This window comes from Streptomyces chisholmiae (assembly GCF_031845445.1).
Taxonomy (GTDB): Bacteria; Actinomycetota; Actinomycetes; order Streptomycetales; family Streptomycetaceae; genus Streptomyces; species Streptomyces chisholmiae.
In genome coordinates, this window is the sequence record NZ_JAVREO010000017.1 from 136,128 (window position 1) to 154,746 (window position 18,619).

An 18,619-nucleotide genomic window follows, 5' to 3' on the forward strand; every position below is an offset into this window, starting at 1 on the left:
GTGCCGGCCGGCTCAGGCGGCGCGCATCCGGTCCAGCCGGCGGAGGATCACGCCCTCCCGCAGCGCCCACGGGCAGATCTCCAGCGACGGCACGTCGAAGAGGTCCATCGCGGCCTCCGCGACCAGCGCCCCGGCCAGCAGCTGGCGGGCCCGTCCCGGCGAGACGCCGGGCAGCTCCAGCCGCTCCGCCACCGGCATCTCGGCCAGCTTCTGGCTCCAGGTCCGCAGATCGTTCCGGCTCAGCTCACGCCGCACGTGCGGTCCCTCGGCGGAGCGCGCGGCGCCCGCTATCCGGGCCAGCTGCTTGAAGGTCTTGGAGGTGGCGACCACCCGGTCCGCCGGCCCCTGCCGGCTGAACCGGCCGACCACGGCGGCGACCTCGGTGCGCACGTCCCGCCGCAGCGCGCGCACCGCCTGGCGCTCCGGCGGGTCGCCCGGCAGCCGGGCCGCGGTCAGCCGGCCGGCGCCCAGCGGCAGCGAGACCGCCGTGTCCGGCGCCTCGTCCAGGCCGCAGGCGATCTCCAGCGAGCCGCCCCCGATGTCGAAGAGCAGCAGCCGCCCCGCCGACCAGCCCAGCCAGCGCCGGGCCGCCAGGAAGGTCAGCCGGGCCTCGTCCGCCCCGGAGAGCACCTGGAGCACCACCCCGGTCTCGGCCGTCACGCGGGTCAGCACCTGCTCGGCGTTCGACGCCTCCCGCACCGCCGAGGTGGCGAACGGCAGCAGCTCGGTGGCGCCGTGCTCCTCGGCCACCTCCAGCGCCTCCCGGACGCTGGCCACCAGCCGGTCGACGCCGGACGGGCCGATCGCCCCCGCCTCGTCCAGCAGTTCGGCCAGCCGCAGCTCCGCCTTGTGGGAGGAGACGGGCAGGGGCCGCGCGCCGGGTCGGGCGTCAACCACGAGCAGGTGAACCGTGTTGGACCCCACGTCGAGAACTCCGAGTCTCATGACCGGCAACGCTACCCCGCCCTACTACTCTGGGCGTGTGGCGAAGACGAAGAGGGCGAAGCCGGACAGAAGCGTCCCGGCCGACACGGCGCGCGACGGCGGTTGGGACGGCGCCCGGCGCCGGGCGGCCGGCGACGAGGTGGCGCTCGACCACCCGAGGGCCTGGATCGAGTTCCCCGACCCGGCCGACCCCGAGCAGGTGTTCCGCTGTGACCTGACCTGGCTGACCTCCCGCTGGGGCTGTGTCTTCGGCCGTGGCTGCCAGGGCATCCAGCCCGGCCGGGCGACGGACGGCTGCTGCACCCTGGGCGCGCACTTCTCCGACGAGGAGGACGAGCAGCGGGTCGCCGAGCACGTGACGCGACTCACACCCGACACCTGGCAGTTCCACACCGAGGGCAACTCCCGGGCGGGCTGGGTGGAGTTGGACGAGGACGGCGAGCGGCGCACCCGCAGGTTCCAGGGCGCCTGCGTCTTCAACAACCGCCCGGGTTTCGCCGGTGGCGAGGGCTGCGCGCTGCACATCCTGGCGCTGGCCGAGGGGCGCGAGCCGCTGGAGACCAAGCCCGACGTCTGCTGGCAGCTGCCGATCCGGCGCACCTACGAGTGGGTGGAACAGCCGGACGGCGAGCAGAAGCTCGTTGTCTCGATCGGGGAGTACGACCGCAGGGGCTGGGGCGGCGGCGGCCACGACCTGCACTGGTGGTGCACCGGCGCCCCGGCGGCGCACGGCGCGGCCGAGCCGCTCTACGCCAGCTACCGCGCCGAGCTGGTCGAGCTGATGGGCAAGGACGGCTACGACCAGCTGGTCGAGCTGTGCGAGGCGCGGCTCGCGGCACAGCGCGTCACCCCGCCCGGCGTCCGTCCGTTGCCGCTGCTGGCGCCGCACCCGGCGGACCCGGTCGAGCCGGCGACACCGGACCTGGTCTGAGTCCCGGTCCGAGCGGCCTGGTCCGAGCGGAAGCCGGTCTGAGCGGAAGCCGGTGTGCGTGGAAGCCGGGCTGGGCGGACCGGGCTGGGCGGACCGGCCGCGGCGCCGGCGCGGGCCGACGCCCTCGGTGACGGGGGCCGGTCCGAGCGGACCCCGGTGACCGGCGACGTCGGGCCGGCCGGGCCCGACCGAGCTGAACTCGGCGGCCTCGGAGCCGGGCCACGGCCGGTCCCCGGCGAGGCGGCGCGGGTCCGGCCGGCGCCTTGGCCTCGGGCCGGGCCCGTCCGCATTTCGGTATCGGCGTCCCGGAACGCGGCCCACGGGCGTAGCCTCGGGAGGGTAGCCGCACCGTCTCGCGAGGAGAGGCATCATCATGGGCAGCCTGAGGTCCCGAACCGTCACCCACGGCCGCAACATGGCGGGCGCCCGCGCCCTGCTCCGCGCCGCCGGGGTAGCCCGGGAGGACTTCGGCAAGCCGATCATCGCGGTCGCCAACAGCTTCACCGAGTTCGTGCCGGGCCACACCCACCTCCAGCCGGTCGGCCGGATCGTCTCCGAGGCGATCAAGGAGGCCGGCGGCGTGCCCCGGGAGTTCAACACCATCGCGGTGGACGACGGCATCGCCATGGGCCACGGCGGGATGCTCTACTCCCTGCCGTCCCGGGACCTGATCGCCGACTCCGTCGAGTACATGGTGGAGGCGCACTGCGCCGACGCCCTGATCTGCATCTCCAACTGCGACAAGATCACCCCCGGGATGCTGATGGCCGCGATGCGGCTCAACATCCCGACGGTCTTCGTCTCCGGCGGCCCGATGGAGTCCGGCACCACCACGCTGGTGGACGGCACGGTCCGCAAGCTCGACCTGATCAGCGCCATGTCGGAGGCGGCCAACGACTCCGTCTCCGACGAGGACCTGGCCCGGATCGAGGAGAACGCCTGCCCCACCTGCGGCTCCTGCTCCGGGATGTTCACCGCCAACTCGATGAACTGCCTGACCGAGGCGCTCGGCCTCTCGCTGCCGGGCAACGGCTCGCTGCTGGCCACCCACACCGGTCGCCGCGCGCTCTACGAGGACGCCGGCCGCGCGGTGGTGGAGATCACCCGCCGCTTCTACGAGGAGGACGACGCCACGGTGCTGCCGCGCGCGGTCGGCTCCCGGGCGGCGTTCGAGAACGCCATGGCCCTGGACATCGCCATGGGCGGCTCCACCAACACCATCCTGCACCTGCTGGCCGCCGCCCAGGAGGCCGAGCTGGACTTCGGGCTCCAGGAGATCGACGCGCTCTCCCGGCGGCTGCCCTGCCTCTCCAAGGTCGCGCCCAACGGCAGCTACTACATGGAGGACGTGCACCGGGCCGGTGGCATCCCCGCCATCCTGGGCGAGTTGCACCGGGCCGGTCTGCTCAACGAGGACGTGCACACCGTGCACAGCGACTCGCTCGGCGACTGGCTCAAGACCTGGGACATCCGCGGCGGGGCGCCCTCGCCGGAGGCGGTCGAGCTGTTCCACGCGGCGCCCGGCTGCGTCCGCTCGGCCGAGGCGTTCTCGCAGTCCGAGCGGTGGGAGTCGCTGGACACCGACGCCGAGCGCGGCTGCATCAGGGACGTGGCGCACGCCTACTCGACCGAGGGCGGCCTGGCGGTGCTCTTCGGGAACCTGGCCGAGGACGGCTGTGTGGTGAAGACGGCCGGCGTCGCCGAGTCGATCTGGACCTTCGAGGGCCCGGCCGTGGTCGTGGAGTCCCAGGAGGAGGCCGTCGAGGCGATCCTCACCAAGCGGGTCAAGGAGGGCGACGTGGTCGTCGTCCGGTACGAGGGCCCCAGGGGCGGTCCGGGGATGCAGGAGATGCTCTACCCGACGTCCTACCTCAAGGGCCGCGGCCTGGGCGCCAAGTGCGCGCTGATCACCGACGGCCGGTTCTCCGGCGGCACCTCGGGCCTCTCCCTCGGCCACGTCTCGCCCGAGGCGGCGGCCGGCGGCACCATCGCGCTGGTGCGGGACGGCGACCCGATCCGCATCGACATCCCCGGCCGGTCCATCGAACTGAAGGTGTCCGACGAGGAGTTGGCCCAGCGGCGCGCCGAGCTGAACGGCCGGTACGCGCCGGTGGCCCGGGAGCGCAAGGTCTCCCTGGCGCTGCGCGCCTACGCCGCGATGGCGACCAGCGCCGACCGCGGCGCGATCCGGGACCTGAGCCAGCTGGAGCGCTGACCCCGCGCTGACCCCGCGCTGACCCCGCGCTGCTTCCGCGCGGAGGCGGACGAGCCGGCCTAAGCCGCCGGCTCGTCCAGCGGCGTGGCGTACAGGGTGTTCCCCAGCGTGGGCACGTACGCCACGCCCTCGCCCACCGCCGGCGGCGGGGTCGCCGCCCCGCTGCCCGGGCCCTCGGTGCCCGGGTGCGGCTCGCCGGTCGCCAGCGGCCGGCCGTCCTCGGCGGACAGCTGGTGCAACGCGCCCTCGTGGTCGGAGAGGTACAGCGTCCCGTCGCTGACGGCGGGCAGCGAGGCGGTCGTCACCCCCGTCGCCCGGTGCCACAGCACCTCGCCGGCGGCCGGGTCGACGGCCATGAAGGTGCCGCCCATGGTGGAGGCGTAGAGCAGCCCGTCGGCCAGCACGGTCCGCGGCTCGGTGGGCTCGGGCAGCTCGACCCGGCTCCACTCCCGGCTGGCCAGGTCGAGCCGGTGGACGGCGGTGGCGATCGGCAGGTCCACGTCCCGCTCCTCGAAGTAGGCGGCCTCCTCGTCCATGCCGATCGCCTCCAGCAGCCCCGGCACCTCGGGCGGCGGGGTGAGCGGGGTCGGCCACAGCTCCTGGCCGTTCGTCGCGTGCAGCTCCAGCTGCGGGTCGGCCCCGGTCTCGTCCTCCCGGCTGAGCGACAGGAAGCGGTCGCCGTGGCCCAGCAGGTCCGTGATGTACCGGCCCGGGGTCTCCCAACCGCCCAGCCGCTCCGGCCCATCGGCGGCGTAGACCCGCACCGTGCTGTCGCCGTTGCGCAGGGCAACCGTGCCGTCCCCCAGCGCCAGCGTCTCGCGCAGCTCGGGGGCGTCGACCTCCCAGCGCACCTCGCCGTCGGCCGGGTCGAGGGCCGCCAGGCCGGTGGCCGACTGGGTGAGGATCGAGTCGCCCAGCACGGTCGCATTGGGGCCGCCCCCGCCGGTGCGCGGGCCGTAGTAGCGCCACCGCTCGGTGCCGTCCGCGTTGACCAGCACCGTGAACTGGCCGCCCGACGAGCACAGCAGGCCCTCGTCCGGCACCGGTTGGCAGCGGAAGCCGCTGGTCACCGCGTCCTCCAGGCCCCACTCCCGCAGGTCGATCTCCCAGGGACCGACCGCCGGGTCGCCGGGCCCCGCCGCGGTCGGCCGGTCGGTCGGTCCGTCGGTCGGCTCGGCCTCGCCGCCGGCGCCGGTCCGGGTCAGCCACAGGGTGGTGGCCACCGCCCCGGTGGCGACCAGCGCCAGCGCGGTCACCGCCCAGCGCCGCCCGCGCCGGCCCGACCCCCGCCGGGCGGCCGGCGCCGCCGGCGGCTCGCCCCGACCGCCGTCGCCGTGCGGGGTCGGCGGCTCCCGCCGCGCGCCCCGCCAGGCGGGGGAGGAGCGCACGTCGGAGGCCTGCGCCCGGGTGTCGGCCCAGGCGGCCATCCGCAACACGGCGGCCACCTCGGGCCGTTCCTCCGGGTCCTTGGCCAGGCACAGCCGCACCAGGTCGCGCAGCGCCGGGGGCACGTCGGACAGCTCCGGCTCCTCGTGCACCACCCGGTAGGCGACCGCCAGCGGGTCGTCGCCCAGGCCGCGCCCCGAGTCGAACGGGCTGTGCCCGGTCACCGCGTACGCCACCACCGCGCCCAGCGCGAACACGTCGGCCGCCGCGGTCACCTCGCCGTCGCCGGACAGCTGCTCGGGCGCCATGAACGGCGGTGAGCCCAGCACCGCGCCGTCCTCGGTCAGCCGGTGACTGTCGCCCAGCGCCCGGGAGATGCCGAAGTCGATCACCCGCACCCCGTCCTCGGCGAGCAGCACGTTGCCCGGCTTGAGGTCCCGGTGCACCAGCCCGCAGCGGTGGATGTCCAGCAGCGCCTCGGCCAGCTCGGCGCCCACCCCGGCCGCCTCCCGGGCGCCCAACGGGCCCTGCCGGTCGACGCGTTCGGTGAGCGAGCCGCCCGGCACGTAGAGGGTGGCCAGCCACGGCGGGTCGCCGTCCGGGTCGGCGTCCACCACCGGCGCGGTGAAGGCGCCGCTGACCCGCCTGGCGGCCTCGACCTCGCGCCGGAACCTGGCCCGGAAGCCCGGGTTCTCCGCGTACTCGCGGCGGATCACCTTGATCGCGAGCTGCCGCCCGGCGACCGACCTGGCGAGGTGGACAACGCCCATGCCACCGCTGCCCAGCCGCCGTTCGATGACATAGCCACCGATCCGCTCCGGCCGGGTCTCGCCACCATCCGCCATGCGACTCCCCCTGGAAGCGGCCGGTACCCCTTTCCGTGTGGGGTACGTCGGTCTGTCGCGATTCCGCCGGAAGACAGCGTACTTCCGTGGCCGGGGTGGGCCTCCGGCACGGGCACGGAGATAATCGGCCACATGTCCAAGTCTGTACAGCCCACCCCCGGGTCCTCCGTGCCCGGACACCCCTCGGCCGCCCAGGAGCCGCCGCGCCCCGAGCCGATCCGGTTCTACGGCACCAGCTGGGTGGAGCGGGCCGGCGGTTACCGGCTGCGCCGGGTCGCGTTGTCGGTCGGCGGTCTGCTGGTCACGGTGGCCGGCGCCCTGGTGCTCACCCTCGGGTACGGCGGCCTGGCGGGCGCCGAGACCCCGGGCTGGCTGGCCGCGCTGGTGGCCCTGGCGTTCGCCATCTGCACGGTGCTGGCCTTCACCCGGCAGTGGCTGCGGTACACCAGGCCGGCGCCCGAGACGCAGGTGGACGAGTCGGCGTTCCGCAGCATCAACGTGGTCGGCTTCGTCGGCGTGCTGCTGGCCTACACGCTGCGCAGCGCGGTTGAGGCGCCGGGGGAGCGGCTGCTCCGCGCCGACTACGAGGCGGCGCTCGCCCGGCACCGCCGGCTGGTCACCAAGCGCTCCGGCAACCCGGCCCGCCGCGGGCGGCGTTGACCCTCCCCGGGACATCCCGGGCCGCGCCTCGGGGGTGGGCTCAGGGGACGACTCAGGGGGAACCCCCAGCGGTCCCTGGCATGTGTCAGCTTTTCTTGACCGGTGTCCCGCGCCGCTGAAACGCTTCGGTGGTGAGCACGGCACGGACCGCGTCGACGGGTCCGGGCACCGCGGCGGAAGGAGACGGGTGAACGAGAACCCCCCGGAGCCCACCCGCACCGGCGACCACCTGCTGAAGGTGCTCGGCGCCCTCAACAACCCGCACCGGCTGCGGATCGTCGCCGCGCTCGCGAAGGAACGGAACTACGTCAGCCAGCTGGCCAGGGAGACCGGCATCAGCCGCCCCCTGCTGCACATGCACCTCCAACGCCTGGAGGCGGCCGGGCTGGTCAGCGGCACCCTGGAACTCTCCGCCGACGGAAAGGCGATGCGGTTCTACGAGGTGGCTCCGTTCCTCTACCAGCTCACCCCCGACAGCATCGCCCAGGCCGCCGAGACCCTCACCCGGACCGGGCAGAAAGAGGAAACGCGGTGAACGACTCTGTGAGCACCCTGGCCGCCGACCCGGCCGGCGTCTGGGCCGCAGCCCTCGGTACCGGTGGCGTCTTCGTCCTGCTCATCGTCGTGGTCTGGCAGGTCGCCGCGACCTGGCGGGCCCGGATGCTGGCCACCCGGGAGGACGAGTACCGCCGGCTGGCCGCCAAGTACGCCGAACTACTGGAGGACAACACCGAGATCCTCCGCCGCTACACCGACGAACTCGCCGCCACCCGCCGCTCGGTCAGCTCGGTGGAGCGCATGATGCGCGAGGTCGACTAGGGCCGGCAGCGGTCCCGTTCAGCGGCTCTGTCCAGAAGGGAGTCACCACCATGCAGGCCCTACAACGACTCGTCCGCATCCTGCTCCCCGCCCCGCCGCGGGGGGACTACGACGACGACGGCTTCCCCCGGGAGCACCCCAGTGCCCGGGAGCGGCGGGCGCCGAAGCACCCTGGTGCGGAGGGAGCCGGTCAGCGAGGCTGATCCCATGCGGACCCCAGACCTCGCCACGTCCGACTTCGCCACCTCGTTCAACGCCGTCGCCGCCGAGTACGCCGCGGCCCGACCCGACTACCCACCCGCCTTCTACACCGCACTCGAAGCGGCGTTCGGCCGCCCGCTGGCCGGCGCCCTGACCCTGGACGTGGGCGCCGGCACCGGCAAGTCCACCCGGGGCCTGGCCGAGCGCGGCGCGCGGGTCACCGCCGTCGAGCCCGGCGCCGGGATGGCGGCCCAACTCCGCACGGTCTGCCCGGAGGTGCCGCTGGTCCGGGGCAACGGAGACCGGCTGCCGTTCGCCGACGCCAGCGTCGACCTGGTCGGCTACGCCCAGGCGTGGCACTGGACCAGGCCGGAGCTGGCGCTCCCGGAGGCGCTGCGGGTGCTGCGCCCCGGCGGCGGCCTGGCGCTGTGGTGGAACACCAACGACCACACGGTGGACTGGGTGGCCCGGCAGACCGAGCGGCTGCGCGAGCGGCTGCCCTGGCGCGGCGCCCCCGACATCACCCGCAGCGTGGGACGGGAACTCACCGCGCTGGAGCCGGCGTTGCGGCCGGTCTACCGGGAGATCCCCTGGCGCCGCACGGTGCCGCTCGCCACCCATCTCGCCAACCTGGCCACCCACTCGGCGTTCGCGGTCCTCGACCCGGCGGAGCGCCGGCCGGTGCTGGCCGAGGAGGAGGCCGTGGTGGGACGGCGGTTCCCCGACGGGCTGGTCGAGGAGCCCTACGTGGTCCGGCTCACCTACCTGCCCCGCCCGGCCGGCTGACCCGCGGGCCCGGGAGCCCACCCACCGAGAACGGCCCCGGCTACGGCACTGCCGCCGGAAACGACCGCCCCCGACCGGCTACCGACCGTCCGCTGACCGGCTACCGACCACCTGCCGACTACCTATCGACCGCGTTTTGACGCCTCTCGACCACCGGCGACCGCGAGGCGACCGGCACCCGGACGCCTCGGCGCCGACCCGCTCCCCGGTGCGAGGATGGCGACGACCGAGGGCCGCCCCCGCGTCCCTCGGCCCGTCCCCTCACGTCTACACGGAGCAGGTGAGCCACGCGATGTCCGGGAAGATCGCCGTCGTCGGCGCGGGAAAGATCGGCGAGGCCCTGCTGGCCGGCCTGTTGCGGGCCGGCCGCACCCCCGCCGACGTGCTGGTCACCACCCGCCGCCCGGAGCGCGCCCAGGAGCTGCGCTCCCGGCACGGGGTGGTGGCGGTCGGGAACGCCGAGGCCGCCAAGGCCGCCGACACCCTGATCCTCGCCGTCAAGCCGCAGGACCTGCCGGCCCTGCTGGACGAGATCTCCCCGCACACCTCCGCCGACCGGCTGGTGATCAGCGCCGCCGCCGGCATCACCACGGCCTCCGTCGAGTCCCGGCTGACCCCGGGCACCCCGGTGGTCCGGGTGATGCCCAACACGCCGGCGCTGGTCGAGCAGGGCATGTCGGTGATCTCCGGCGGCGCGCACGCCACCGAGGAGCACCTGGACCGCGCCGAGGCCATCTTCGGCGGCGTCGGCCGCACGCTGCGGCTCCCCGAGTCCCAGCAGGACGCCGCCACCGCCCTCTCCGGCTCCGGCCCCGCCTACTTCTACTTCCTGGTCGAGGCCATGATCGACGCCGGCATCCTGCTCGGCCTGCCCAGGGACAAGGCCCACGAGCTGATCGTGCAGGCCGCCGTCGGGGCCGCCGTGATGCTCCGGGACACCGGCGAACACCCGGTCGCCCTCCGCGAGGCGGTCACCTCGCCGGGCGGCACCACCATCAACGCCATCCGCGAACTGGAGAACCACGGGGTGCGCGCCGCGCTGATCGCCGCCCTGGAGGCGGCCCGCGACCGCAGCCGCGAACTCGGCGCCAGCACCCGCTGAGCCCGCCGAGTTCGCTGGGCCCGCCGAGTTCGCCGAGCCCGCGCGCCCCGGCACCCGCCACGGGCACCGGGGCGCGCGGCCCGGATCAGTCGGTGGCGATCGCCCGCAGCACGTTCAGCCGCCCGGCCCGGAACGCCGGCAGCAGCGCCGCCAGCAGGCCGACCACCGCCGAGCCGCCGAGCACCAGGGCCAGCGTCGGCCACGGGATCTCCAGCACCCCGAAACCGCTGCGCGCCAGCAGCCGCTGCGTCGTCAGCCCCCAGGCCAGCCCGATGCCCAGCCCCAGCACCGCGCCGAAGAGCGCGATCACCACGGACTCCAACCGCACCATCCGGCGCAGCTGCCGCCGGGAGAGCCCGAGCGCCCGCAGCATCCCGATCTCCCTGGTCCGCTCCACCACCGACAGCGCCAGCGTGTTGACCACGCCGAGCACCGCCACCAGGATGGCCAGCGCCAGCAGCGCGTAGACCAGGTTCAGCAACCCGCCGATCTCCTCCTCCAACTGCTGCTTGTAGTCGGCCTGGTTGGCCACGTGGTACTGCGGGAACCCGGCCAGCCGGTCCTTCAGCGCCGCGTAGGCCGCCGCCTCCTGGCCGTCCGCCGCCGCCGCGAACATCGCCACGTTCAGCGGCATCCCGTCCCCGAGCGCCGCCCGCGCCGTGTCGAAGCCGACATAGAACGCGCCCTGGTCGATCACCGTGTCCTCGGAGGTGATCGCCGCCACCGTCAGCTCGGCGCCGTCCCCGTCGACGAAGTCCACCCGCAGCGTGTCGCCCAGCGCCAGCCCGTGCTCCTCGGCGAAGCCCTCCGGCACCGACATCGCGCCCGGCTCGAAGGCGTCCGGCAGCGCCCCGGCCACCGTCTCGAACCGCACGTCCGTCGCGTACGTCGGCGAGGCCGCCACCAGCTCCTCGTCCCGGCCCACCCCGTCCGGCGTGGTCACCTCGGCCCATACCCCGGTGTAGTCCGTCACATGGCTGAGCCCCGGCGTCTCCCGCACCGCCAGCGCCGCCTCCTCGACCAGCGGCTGCCCCATGCTGTCCACGATGAAGTCGGCCCCCACCGTCCGGTCCAGCTGGTCGGAGGCCGAGGCCACCACCGAGGAACCCACCACGGACAGCGCGCTCACCAGCGCCAGCCCGATCATCAACGCGCCCGCGGTCGCCCCGGTGCGTCGCGGGTTGCGCGTCGCGTTCCGCCCGGCCAGCCGGCCCACCGGGCCGAACACCCGCAGCACCATCGCGTTCAGCACCCGCACCACCAGCGAGGCCAGCAGCGGCGCCCCCACCACCGCGCCCACCAGCGTGCCCAGCAGACCGAGCGCCAGGAAGCCGGCGCCGTCCGCCGTCTCCTCGGCCCGCGCCGCCAACAGCAACGCCACCCCGCCGGCGCCGGTCAGCAGCAGGCCGATCGCGGCCCGCACCCGGCCGGCGCGGACGTCGCCCGGCGTGCCGGCGTCCCGCAGCGCGGCCACCGGCGACACCCGGCTCGCCCGCCGCGCCGGCAGCCAGGCGGCCACCAGCGTGGCCAGCACCCCGACCAGCAGGCCGGCCACCGGAGTTGTCGGCTTCACCGTCAACGACGAGTCCGCGACCTTCATGCCCACCGCGTCCATCGCCTGGATCAGCAGCTGGGCCAGCCCGATCCCGGCCACCACCCCCACCGCCGAGGCGATCACGCCCAGCAGCAGGGCCTCGATCAGCACCGAGCGGTTGACCTGCCGGCGGCTGGTGCCGACCGCCCGCATGAGGCCGATCTCGCGGGTGCGCTGGGCGACCAGCATGGAGAAGGTGTTGACGATCAGGAAGATCCCGACCAGCACCGCGACCCCCGCGAAGCCGAGCATCCCGTACCGCAGCACGTCCAGGAAGCCGACCTCCTTCATCGCCTCCGCGCGGTTCTCCTCCCGGGTCCGCAGCTCGAAGCCGCCGCCCAACTCGTCCGCGATCCGGTCCCGCAGCTCCGCGTCGCCCACCCCGGCCGCGGCGTCCACCGCGACCGAGCTGACCGCGTCCGCCGCGCCCAGCAGCGTCGAGCTGGCCGCGGCCGGCTCGAAGACCAGGTAGCCGACGCCCGGGTTGCTGCCCTGGAAGTCCACCAGCCCGCTGACCGTCACCCGGTGGCTGCCGGTCGCCGTGGAGACCACCGTCAGCTGGTCCCCGACGGCCACCTCGTGCCGGTCCGCGGTGTCCGCGTCGACCAGCACCTGGTCGGCGCCGGCCGGCGCCGCGCCGGCCACCAGCTCCATCGCCCGCTGGCTGACCGGCCCCCAGCCGGTGCCGATGGTCGGCGCCCCGCTGCCCGAGCCGAGATCCTCGTTGTCCGCGTCCACCACGGTGAGGTTGGTGGTCTCCACCACGCCGTGCGCGTCGGCCACCCCGTCCACCGCCCGCACCCGCTCCACCAGCTCCGCCGGCACGGTGCGCGCGGTGCCCGAGGCCTGGGCGTGCTCCACCTCCTCGGCCGCCACCGTCACGTCCGCGCTGGTCGCGCCGAAGAACCGGTCGAAGGTGCTGGTCATCGTGTCGCTGAAGACCAGCGTCCCGCTCACGAAGGCCACCGACAGCACGATCGCCACGCCGGACAGCAGCATGCGCCACTTGTGGGCGAAGAAGCTGCGGAGGGAGGTTTTGAGGACGGTCACGAGGTGCGCCCCTGTCCGTCGAAGCCGCGCATGCGGTCCAGGACGCGGTCGGCGGTGGGGTCGCGCATCTCGTCGACGATCTGGCCGTCGGCGAGGAAGATGATGCGGTTGGCGTAGGCGGCGGCGACGGGGTCGTGGGTGACCATCACGATGGTCTGGCCGAGTTCGTCGACGGAGCGGCGCAGGAACTGGAGGACCTCGGCGCCGGCGCGGGAGTCGAGGTTTCCGGTGGGTTCGTCGCCGAAGATGATGTCGGGGCGGGCGGCCAGCGCGCGGGCGACGGCGACGCGCTGCTGTTGGCCGCCGGAGAGCTGGTTGGGGCGGTGCTTGAGGCGCTCGCCCAGACCGACGGTGTCGATGACCCGCCGCAGCCACTCCTGCTCGGGCTTGCGGCCGGCTATGTCCATCGGGAGGGTGATGTTCTCGATGGCGTTGAGCGTGGGCAGCAGGTTGAACGCCTGGAAGATGAATCCGACGTGGTCCCGCCGCAGCTTCGTCAGCCGCTTGTCCTTCAGACCGGTGATCTCGGTCCCACCGATCCAGATCCGCCCGCTGGAGACCGTGTCCAACCCGGCCAGGCAGTGCATCAACGTCGACTTGCCCGACCCCGAGGGGCCCATGATCGCCGTGAACACCCCCTGCTCGATATCCACACTCACCCCGTCCAACGCCGCGACCCGCGTCTCCCCCTCCCCGTACGCCTTCACCACGTTCTCCGCCCGCGCTGCCACGGCCGAGTGCCCCCCGTCGCCCCCGGTCGCCGGATTGACTACAGCCGTTGTCACGTGCGTCTCCTTGTGCTGTGCGAATGGTGCCGGGCTTCGTGCCCGGGACGCGGGCGGTGCTCGCCCAGTCCACCGATCAGGACTCCATAGAGCCTAAAAGGCGCCTGGCGCGTCCTCGTCAGCCCCCGGGATGAAGTGGGAATCAGTGAGAAGTAGCAGATGTCCCCTAAGGGGGCCACACATCGGTGTAGGGGGCGGCGCCGCCACGGAAGCCGACGGCGAACTCCGGACGAACTTCGCGATCCGCTCCAGCCGGGCGGTAGCCGGGCGCCCGACGGTCCCCCGGCCGGCCGGGACGGGCCCCGCACCCCCGAGACGGGCCCCGGGTTCCCTGAGGATCCGCGTCGGACCTGTGGTCAGGACCCCGGCCGCTGCATAGGATCGGGCGGCGTAAGATCAACCACCCCACTGGCTCGTCCTCGGGAGTTCCCCAGTGAAGCGCCGCACCTCCGTAACGGCGGTCTCCGCCGCAGCCCTGCTCGTCGCCGCCCCGTTGCTGACCGGCTGCTCCACCGAAGCCCACCCGGGTGCCGCGGCCGTGGTCGGGGACGAGCGGATCACCATCGCCAGCGTGCAGGAGCGGGTCGAGACGGTCCGTCAGGCGCAGCGCGAGCAGCCGGAGGGCGACCAACTCCTCCAGGCCAGCGGCGGGTTGACCCGCCAGACGGTGAGCTTCCTGGTCTACCTGGAGGTGCTGGAGCAGACGGCTGAGGCGAACGGCGTCGAGATCACCCGCCGGGAGATCCAGGAGAGCCGGGCGCTCGCCGAGGCCAGCGCGGGCGGTGCCGAGGCGCTGGAGCGCAGCGCGCTGGTCGCCAACGCGCTGCCGATGGCCGGCGAGGAGCAGATCGAGCAGATGCTGGCCGGCCAGCTGATGTTCCAGGGCCTGGCGTCGCGGCTCAACGCCCCGCCCGGACCCGAGGGCGACCAGCTGATCCAGCAGGCCCTGGCCGAGACCGCCGAGGAGATCGGCGTAGAGGTCAACCCGCGCTACGGCGAGTGGGACAGCCAGCAGAGCGTCCTCGCCGACGCCGACACCCCGTGGCTGCGCGTCGAGGCGCCCGCGGCCGGCACCGAGGGGATTCCGGCCCCGCCGGCCTGACCTGCGCCGACCCCTCGCGGGCCCGCTCCGGCGGTCGCCCGGTACCCCCGACTCGCGGCCGTCCCGGTGTCGTTACCCTCGACGGATGACCGTGCGCGAAGTCAACGATGCCGCTGGCCGGATCGTGCTGCTCACCACCAGCCACCGGGTGGCGCCCGGCCTGCTGTCCTGGCCCGCCTGGCAGGTGCTGCACGCGGCCGACCTGGTGGTCGGCCGGGACGGCGGGCAGCCGCACGGCCCCTACCTGCGCGAGGCCGGCGTCACGGTGGCCGAGGGGGTGCCGTCCGCCGCCGAGTTGGTGGCCGCCTGCGCCGGCGGCCGCACCGTGGTGGTGCTGGCCGGCGCGGAGGGCGAGCCCCGGCTCACCGAGGAGTTGGCCGCGCTGGCCGGCTCCGGCCGCTCCCGGGCGCTGCCCGACCTGGAGCTGCTGCCCGGCTCCTACGACCTGCCCGGGGCCCGGCTGCTCGACCTGGTGCGGGTGATGGACCAGATCCGGGCGAGCTGCCCGTGGGCGTCCGTCCAGACCAGCGAGGGGCTGGCGGCGTACGGCCTGGAGGAGGTCTACGAGCTGGTCGAGGCCGTGGAGCTGGGCGACCGGGCGGAGATCCGCGAGGAGTTGGGCGATGTGCTGCTCCAGGTGGTCTTCCACGCCCGGATCGCCGCCGACGATCCGGCGGAGCCGTTCGACATCGACGACGTCGCCGGCACCATCGTGGCGAAGCTGGTCCGCCGGCACCCCCATGTCTTCGGCGACGCGCGGGCCGAGACCGCCGCGGACGTCAAGGCGCTGTGGCTGGCGGCCAAGGCCACCGAGAAGGGGCGTACCTCGGTGACCGAGGGGGTGCCGTTGGGGCAGCCGGCGCTGGCGCTGGCGGCCAAGCTGCTGGGCCGGGCGCGGGCGTCGGGGCTCGCCGTGCCGCTGCCCGAGACCCCGCACGACGGGGGGTACGGCTACCGGCTGCTGGCGCTGGCCGCCGAGGCCGAGGCGGCCGGGGTCAACCCGGAGACCGCGCTGCGGGCGGCGGCCCGCGCCTACCGGGACGCGATCGTGGCCGCCGGCGGCTGACCGTTCGCGCCCCTCCGGGCCCGTTCCGGCCGGTCGGCCGCCCGGTCGGGCCCGGGGGGTCACGCTTCGAGGCGGTGCGGCGCCGTGCCGGTCAGCAGGGCGGCCAGGCCGGTGATCACGTCCTGGCCCAGAAACCAGTCCCCGGCGTGGTCCAGGACGTACAACCGGGCCTCCCGGTCCACCGCCACCAGCCCCGCGCCGCCCAACTCCTCGCCGAGTGGCGCCAGTTGTGTGCCCAGCGCGTCGCCGAGGCTACCGAGCACGCGGGCCCAGTGCAGCCCGGCGAGCGGGTTGACCAGCACCGGGCTCGGGGCGATGGCCACGCCGGGGCCGGTGGGGCGCAGGGTGATCTCGCCCAGCTCGGCCCAGGTCTCGAAGGCCGCGGGGAAGAGCACGTGCGGGTGCGCCGACTGGTGCCCGGTGAGCGCGTCGGCCCAGCGCTCGGCGCACACCGTGTGCTCCCGGCCCGGCCGCCAGCCGGCCGCCGCCAGCGCCTGGTCCACGGTGCCGACCGACCAGGGCGCCCCGGCCGCCGGCCCGCCGTGCGGGTCGCCGCCCGGCTCGCCGCCGGCGGCCAGGACCGGCACCGCCGGGGCCAGGCTCGGCACCCCGAGCCGGGCCAGCAGCACCGCGCAGGAGCGGCAGTGCGGGGCGTGCGCCCCGTGCCTGGGGTCGCCCTCCTCCCTGATGTGCCGGCTGGTGATGCCGGCCCCGTCCAGCACCCGACGGGCCTCGTCGAGGTCGCCGGCGCCGCACTCGGTGAGCCAGCGGGAGAGCAGCGCGGGCTCCGGGCAACGCCCCAGGCACCGCTCCCGTTGGGCGGTGCCGAGTCCGCCCAGGATCTCGCCGACCACCGGGTGTGGCTCGGGCGGCGCGGTGGTCCGGCTCGCGGTCCCGGTCAGCGGCTGGGCGCGGGACGGCAGCGAGAGCGCGGCGGCGGTGGTCGGCAGGATGCTGTCGCGGCGGCGCAGCAACGTGGGCGCCATCGGCCGGGCGTCCCCGTCGTGGGGAACGCCCGCCGGTTGGCCGTGGATATCCGATATCACGAGGACGATCGTGCCACCGACTGATGGGACCCCATAGGCTGTGCCGCGACAGCGAGAGGCAAGAGCAGGGGGCGTTCACGCCATGACGACAGGTCGGCTCGGGCAACAGGCCGCGCCACCCAACCGGGCCTACGCCGGCCAGGTGGTGCAGTTCCCCGACCCGGTCCGCGCGGCGCGGTATCCGCACGGTGTCCGGGTGGACACGGATGGTTATCCCGACTTCTCGCCCTACGCCAGAGCGGCGGCCGAGATCGCCGAGCCCCCCGAGGGGTTCGGCGTCGACGAGCTGCGCCTGACCGACTACGTGTCGGCCAACGCGGCGCTGCACGCCGCCGGCCACGAGCTGTGGGCCGAGCTGCCGGCGGTGGCCACCCCGCACGGCTGGACCTGGCACCATGTGGCGCGCTCGCGCCGGCTGGAGCTGGTGCCGGTGGAGGTCAAGGCGCTGCTGCGGCACCACGGCGGCCTGGCCACCACCACCGTCGACCAGCACAAGCGCGGCACCCGGCCGCTGGCCGACCCGCGCCCCGCGCACTTCAAGGCGCCGGCCGGGCTGGCCGTGCCGGAGGAGCGGCTGCGGGCCGCCGAGGAGAAGCTCGGTTACGGCCTGCCGCCCGCCTACCGCTCGTTCCTCAAGGCCGCCGGGGGCGGCGCGCCGGTCGGGGTGGCCCTCGACGCGGAGCTGGGACTGCTGGTGGACCAGCCGTTCTTCACCCTCCGCGAGGAGGCCGCGGTCAACGACCTGGTCTACATCAACAAGTGCCTGCGGGATCACCTCACCAAGGACTACCTGGCGGTGGCCTTCGTGCAGGGCGGCATCGTGGCCGTCCGGGTGCGCGGCGAGGGCGCCGGCTCGGTCTGGCTCTGCCCGGTCGACGACGCGCGGGACCGGGACGGGTTGAGCGTCACCGAGCGGGTCGCCGAGCTGCTGTTGCCCTGCGGGGACGACTTCGACGACTTCCTGCTGCGGCTGGCCGGCTCCCCGCCGGAGCTGGAGACCGTGGCCAATCTGATGGTGGACGGCGGCTTCGCGACCGCCGTCCCGGTTGAGGGGTGAGCGCGGTGGTCACGTTCGCACAGGCGCAGGAACGCGCCGAGCGGTGGGTGAACGGCGCGGGCGCCGGGGCGCCGGCCCACGAGGTCCGGGTGCGCGAGTTCGACCTGGGCTTCGTCGCCTGGGCCGAGGACGCGGCCGGCGGGCCGGTCGGCGGCGGCCGGCTGGTGATCGCCAGGGACAGCGGGGAGACGACGTACTGGCCGGCGCTGCCGGTCAGCGAGGTGATCCGCCGCTACGAGGAGGAGTACGGCCGGAGCCAGGTGGCCCAGCCGGCGCCGGCGCCGGCGAAGTCCCTCGACCTGGAGGCCACGTCCTTCCTGTTGACGCCGCCGGAGTGGCTCCAGGAGGCGGCGGACAAGGCCGGCATCCCGGACAACCGGCCGAAGGCGGCCCCGGCCCCGCCGGCGGCGGCCGACGCGCCGGAGCCGTTCGCGCCGCCCAAGCCGGCGGACGCCAAGCCCGACCCCTTCGCGCCGCCCAAGCCCGCCGCCGCCAAGCCCGACCCCTTCGCGCCGCCCAAGCCCGCCGCCGCCAAGCCCGACCCCTTCGCGCCGCCCAAGCCGGCAGCGGCGGCGACGCCGGCCGCGCCGGCCGCCGACAGCCCGTGGGCGGCGGCGGACGTGACGCCGGGCGTCGGCAAGCCGCCGGCCGGCGGCGCCTCGCCGTGGGCCGGCACCGACACCTCGGGCAGCGCCGACGGCGCCGAGGCGATGGCCCCGCCGGCCACCGTCTTCTCGCCGCCGCTGGTCGACTCCGACCACGAGCCGCCCGCCGCCCGCCCGGCGGCGGCGTCGGAGGCCAGGACGACGGTGCTGCCGGCCGGCAGCGCGCTGCCGCCCACGACCGTGCAGCCGCCGCCCGCCGGCGACCGGCCGGCCGGCCTGTCCGGCGCGCCGGCCGGGGCGCCCCTCGGCCCGCCGCCGGCGCCGCCCGGCGCGCCCGGCACCCCCCCGCCGCCCGGCGGGCCGCACGCCCCCGGCACGCCCCCGCCGCCCGGCGCGGGGACCCCGCCACCCCCCGGCGCCCTCC

15 protein-coding genes and 1 pseudogene are annotated in these 18,619 nt (G+C 75.2%); 11 read left to right on the forward strand and 5 right to left on the reverse strand.

Going from position 1 to position 18,619, the window contains the following annotated elements:
- Window positions 1-12: 12 nt before the first annotated feature.
- Window positions 13-945 (reverse strand): Ppx/GppA phosphatase family protein, encoded by a 933-nt coding sequence (locus RM844_RS25130; RefSeq protein ID WP_311669645.1) that lies wholly within the window; start codon window positions 943-945, stop codon window positions 13-15.
- A 37-nt stretch (window positions 946-982) separates the two neighbouring features.
- On the opposite strand from RM844_RS25130, the gene RM844_RS25135 reads away from it, so the two are divergent.
- Window positions 983-1,876 carry a hypothetical protein gene (locus RM844_RS25135; RefSeq protein ID WP_311669646.1) on the forward strand — a complete coding sequence of 298 codons (894 nt, stop codon included), beginning with the start codon at window positions 983-985 and terminating at the stop codon, window positions 1,874-1,876.
- A 373-nt stretch (window positions 1,877-2,249) separates the two neighbouring features.
- On the forward strand, window positions 2,250-4,091 hold the full coding sequence (gene ilvD / locus RM844_RS25140; protein ID WP_311669647.1) for a dihydroxy-acid dehydratase: 1,842 nt from the start codon (window positions 2,250-2,252) through the stop codon (window positions 4,089-4,091).
- Window positions 4,092-4,150: 59 nt separating this feature from the next.
- Here the strand turns inward: ilvD and RM844_RS25145 are convergent, their stop codons facing one another.
- Entirely contained in the window at window positions 4,151-6,322 is a 2,172-nt protein-coding gene (locus tag RM844_RS25145; RefSeq protein ID WP_311669648.1) for a protein kinase domain-containing protein, read from the reverse strand.
- Window positions 6,323-6,454: 132 nt separating this feature from the next.
- Between RM844_RS25145 and RM844_RS25150 the strand changes: the two genes are divergently transcribed.
- From RM844_RS25150 to proC, 5 genes are all read left to right on the forward strand, one after another.
- Window positions 6,455-6,982 carry a hypothetical protein gene (locus RM844_RS25150; RefSeq protein ID WP_311669649.1) on the forward strand — a complete coding sequence of 176 codons (528 nt, stop codon included), beginning with the start codon at window positions 6,455-6,457 and terminating at the stop codon, window positions 6,980-6,982.
- Between the two features lie 187 nt (window positions 6,983-7,169).
- Window positions 7,170-7,517 carry an ArsR/SmtB family transcription factor gene (locus RM844_RS25155; RefSeq protein WP_311669650.1) on the forward strand — a complete coding sequence of 116 codons (348 nt, stop codon included), beginning with the start codon at window positions 7,170-7,172 and terminating at the stop codon, window positions 7,515-7,517.
- A complete protein-coding gene (locus RM844_RS25160; protein WP_311669651.1) occupies window positions 7,514-7,801 on the forward strand; it encodes a hypothetical protein in 288 nt (95 codons plus the stop codon). Before RM844_RS25155 ends, RM844_RS25160 begins: the two co-directional genes overlap by 4 nt.
- A 207-nt stretch (window positions 7,802-8,008) precedes the next feature.
- Complete coding sequence (locus RM844_RS25165) at window positions 8,009-8,788, forward strand: class I SAM-dependent methyltransferase (RefSeq protein WP_311669652.1); 780 nt, start codon at window positions 8,009-8,011, stop codon at window positions 8,786-8,788.
- A gap of 292 nt (window positions 8,789-9,080) precedes the next feature.
- Complete coding sequence (proC, locus tag RM844_RS25170) at window positions 9,081-9,890, forward strand: pyrroline-5-carboxylate reductase (RefSeq protein WP_311669653.1); 810 nt, start codon at window positions 9,081-9,083, stop codon at window positions 9,888-9,890.
- A gap of 85 nt (window positions 9,891-9,975) precedes the next feature.
- Here the strand turns inward: proC and RM844_RS25175 are convergent, their stop codons facing one another.
- The gene (locus RM844_RS25175) at window positions 9,976-12,534 is read right to left on the reverse strand and encodes an ABC transporter permease (RefSeq protein WP_311669654.1); all 2,559 of its coding nucleotides are present in this window, start codon (window positions 12,532-12,534) and stop codon (window positions 9,976-9,978) included.
- Complete coding sequence (locus RM844_RS25180) at window positions 12,531-13,319, reverse strand: ABC transporter ATP-binding protein (RefSeq protein WP_311669655.1); 789 nt, start codon at window positions 13,317-13,319, stop codon at window positions 12,531-12,533. Before RM844_RS25180 ends, RM844_RS25175 begins: the two co-directional genes overlap by 4 nt.
- Window positions 13,320-13,752: 433 nt before the next feature.
- Here RM844_RS25180 and RM844_RS25185 point away from each other — a divergent pair, with 433 nt between their 5' ends.
- Both RM844_RS25185 and RM844_RS25190 read left to right on the forward strand, forming a co-directional pair.
- Entirely contained in the window at window positions 13,753-14,421 is a 669-nt protein-coding gene (locus RM844_RS25185; protein ID WP_311669656.1) for a SurA N-terminal domain-containing protein, read from the forward strand.
- A gap of 85 nt (window positions 14,422-14,506) precedes the next feature.
- Window positions 14,507-15,487 (forward strand): nucleoside triphosphate pyrophosphohydrolase, encoded by a 981-nt coding sequence (locus tag RM844_RS25190; RefSeq protein ID WP_311669657.1) that lies wholly within the window; start codon window positions 14,507-14,509, stop codon window positions 15,485-15,487.
- A gap of 59 nt (window positions 15,488-15,546) precedes the next feature.
- Here the strand turns inward: RM844_RS25190 and RM844_RS25195 are convergent, their stop codons facing one another.
- Window positions 15,547-16,473: an SUKH-3 domain-containing protein gene (locus RM844_RS25195; RefSeq protein ID WP_311669658.1), complete on the reverse strand. Its 927-nt coding sequence runs from the start codon at window positions 16,471-16,473 to the stop codon at window positions 15,547-15,549.
- Window positions 16,474-16,615: 142 nt separating this feature from the next.
- Here RM844_RS25195 and RM844_RS25200 point away from each other — a divergent pair, with 142 nt between their 5' ends.
- Both RM844_RS25200 and RM844_RS25205 read left to right on the forward strand, forming a co-directional pair.
- Window positions 16,616-17,590 (forward strand): SMI1/KNR4 family protein, encoded by a 975-nt coding sequence (locus RM844_RS25200; RefSeq protein WP_311669659.1) that lies wholly within the window; start codon window positions 16,616-16,618, stop codon window positions 17,588-17,590.
- A gap of 5 nt (window positions 17,591-17,595) precedes the next feature.
- A pseudogene (locus tag RM844_RS25205) lies at window positions 17,596-18,619 on the forward strand (SUKH-4 family immunity protein); the annotation flags it as partial.

What these genes read in the sequence shown, in the direction of transcription:
- RM844_RS25130 (WP_311669645.1), bottom strand. Translation starts at nt 945, where the DNA reads ATGAGACTCGGAGTTCTCGACGTGGGGTCCAACACGGTTCACCTGCTC.
- ilvD (WP_311669647.1), top strand. Translation starts at nt 2,250, where the DNA reads ATGGGCAGCCTGAGGTCCCGAACCGTCACCCACGGCCGCAACATGGCG.
- RM844_RS25145 (WP_311669648.1), bottom strand. Translation starts at nt 6,322, where the DNA reads ATGGCGGATGGTGGCGAGACCCGGCCGGAGCGGATCGGTGGCTATGTC.
- RM844_RS25150 (WP_311669649.1), top strand. Translation starts at nt 6,455, where the DNA reads ATGTCCAAGTCTGTACAGCCCACCCCCGGGTCCTCCGTGCCCGGACAC.
- RM844_RS25165 (WP_311669652.1), top strand. Translation starts at nt 8,009, where the DNA reads ATGCGGACCCCAGACCTCGCCACGTCCGACTTCGCCACCTCGTTCAAC.
- proC (WP_311669653.1), top strand. Translation starts at nt 9,081, where the DNA reads ATGTCCGGGAAGATCGCCGTCGTCGGCGCGGGAAAGATCGGCGAGGCC.
- RM844_RS25190 (WP_311669657.1), top strand. Translation starts at nt 14,507, where the DNA reads ATGACCGTGCGCGAAGTCAACGATGCCGCTGGCCGGATCGTGCTGCTC.
- RM844_RS25195 (WP_311669658.1), bottom strand. Translation starts at nt 16,473, where the DNA reads ATGGCGCCCACGTTGCTGCGCCGCCGCGACAGCATCCTGCCGACCACC.
- RM844_RS25200 (WP_311669659.1), top strand. Translation starts at nt 16,616, where the DNA reads ATGACGACAGGTCGGCTCGGGCAACAGGCCGCGCCACCCAACCGGGCC.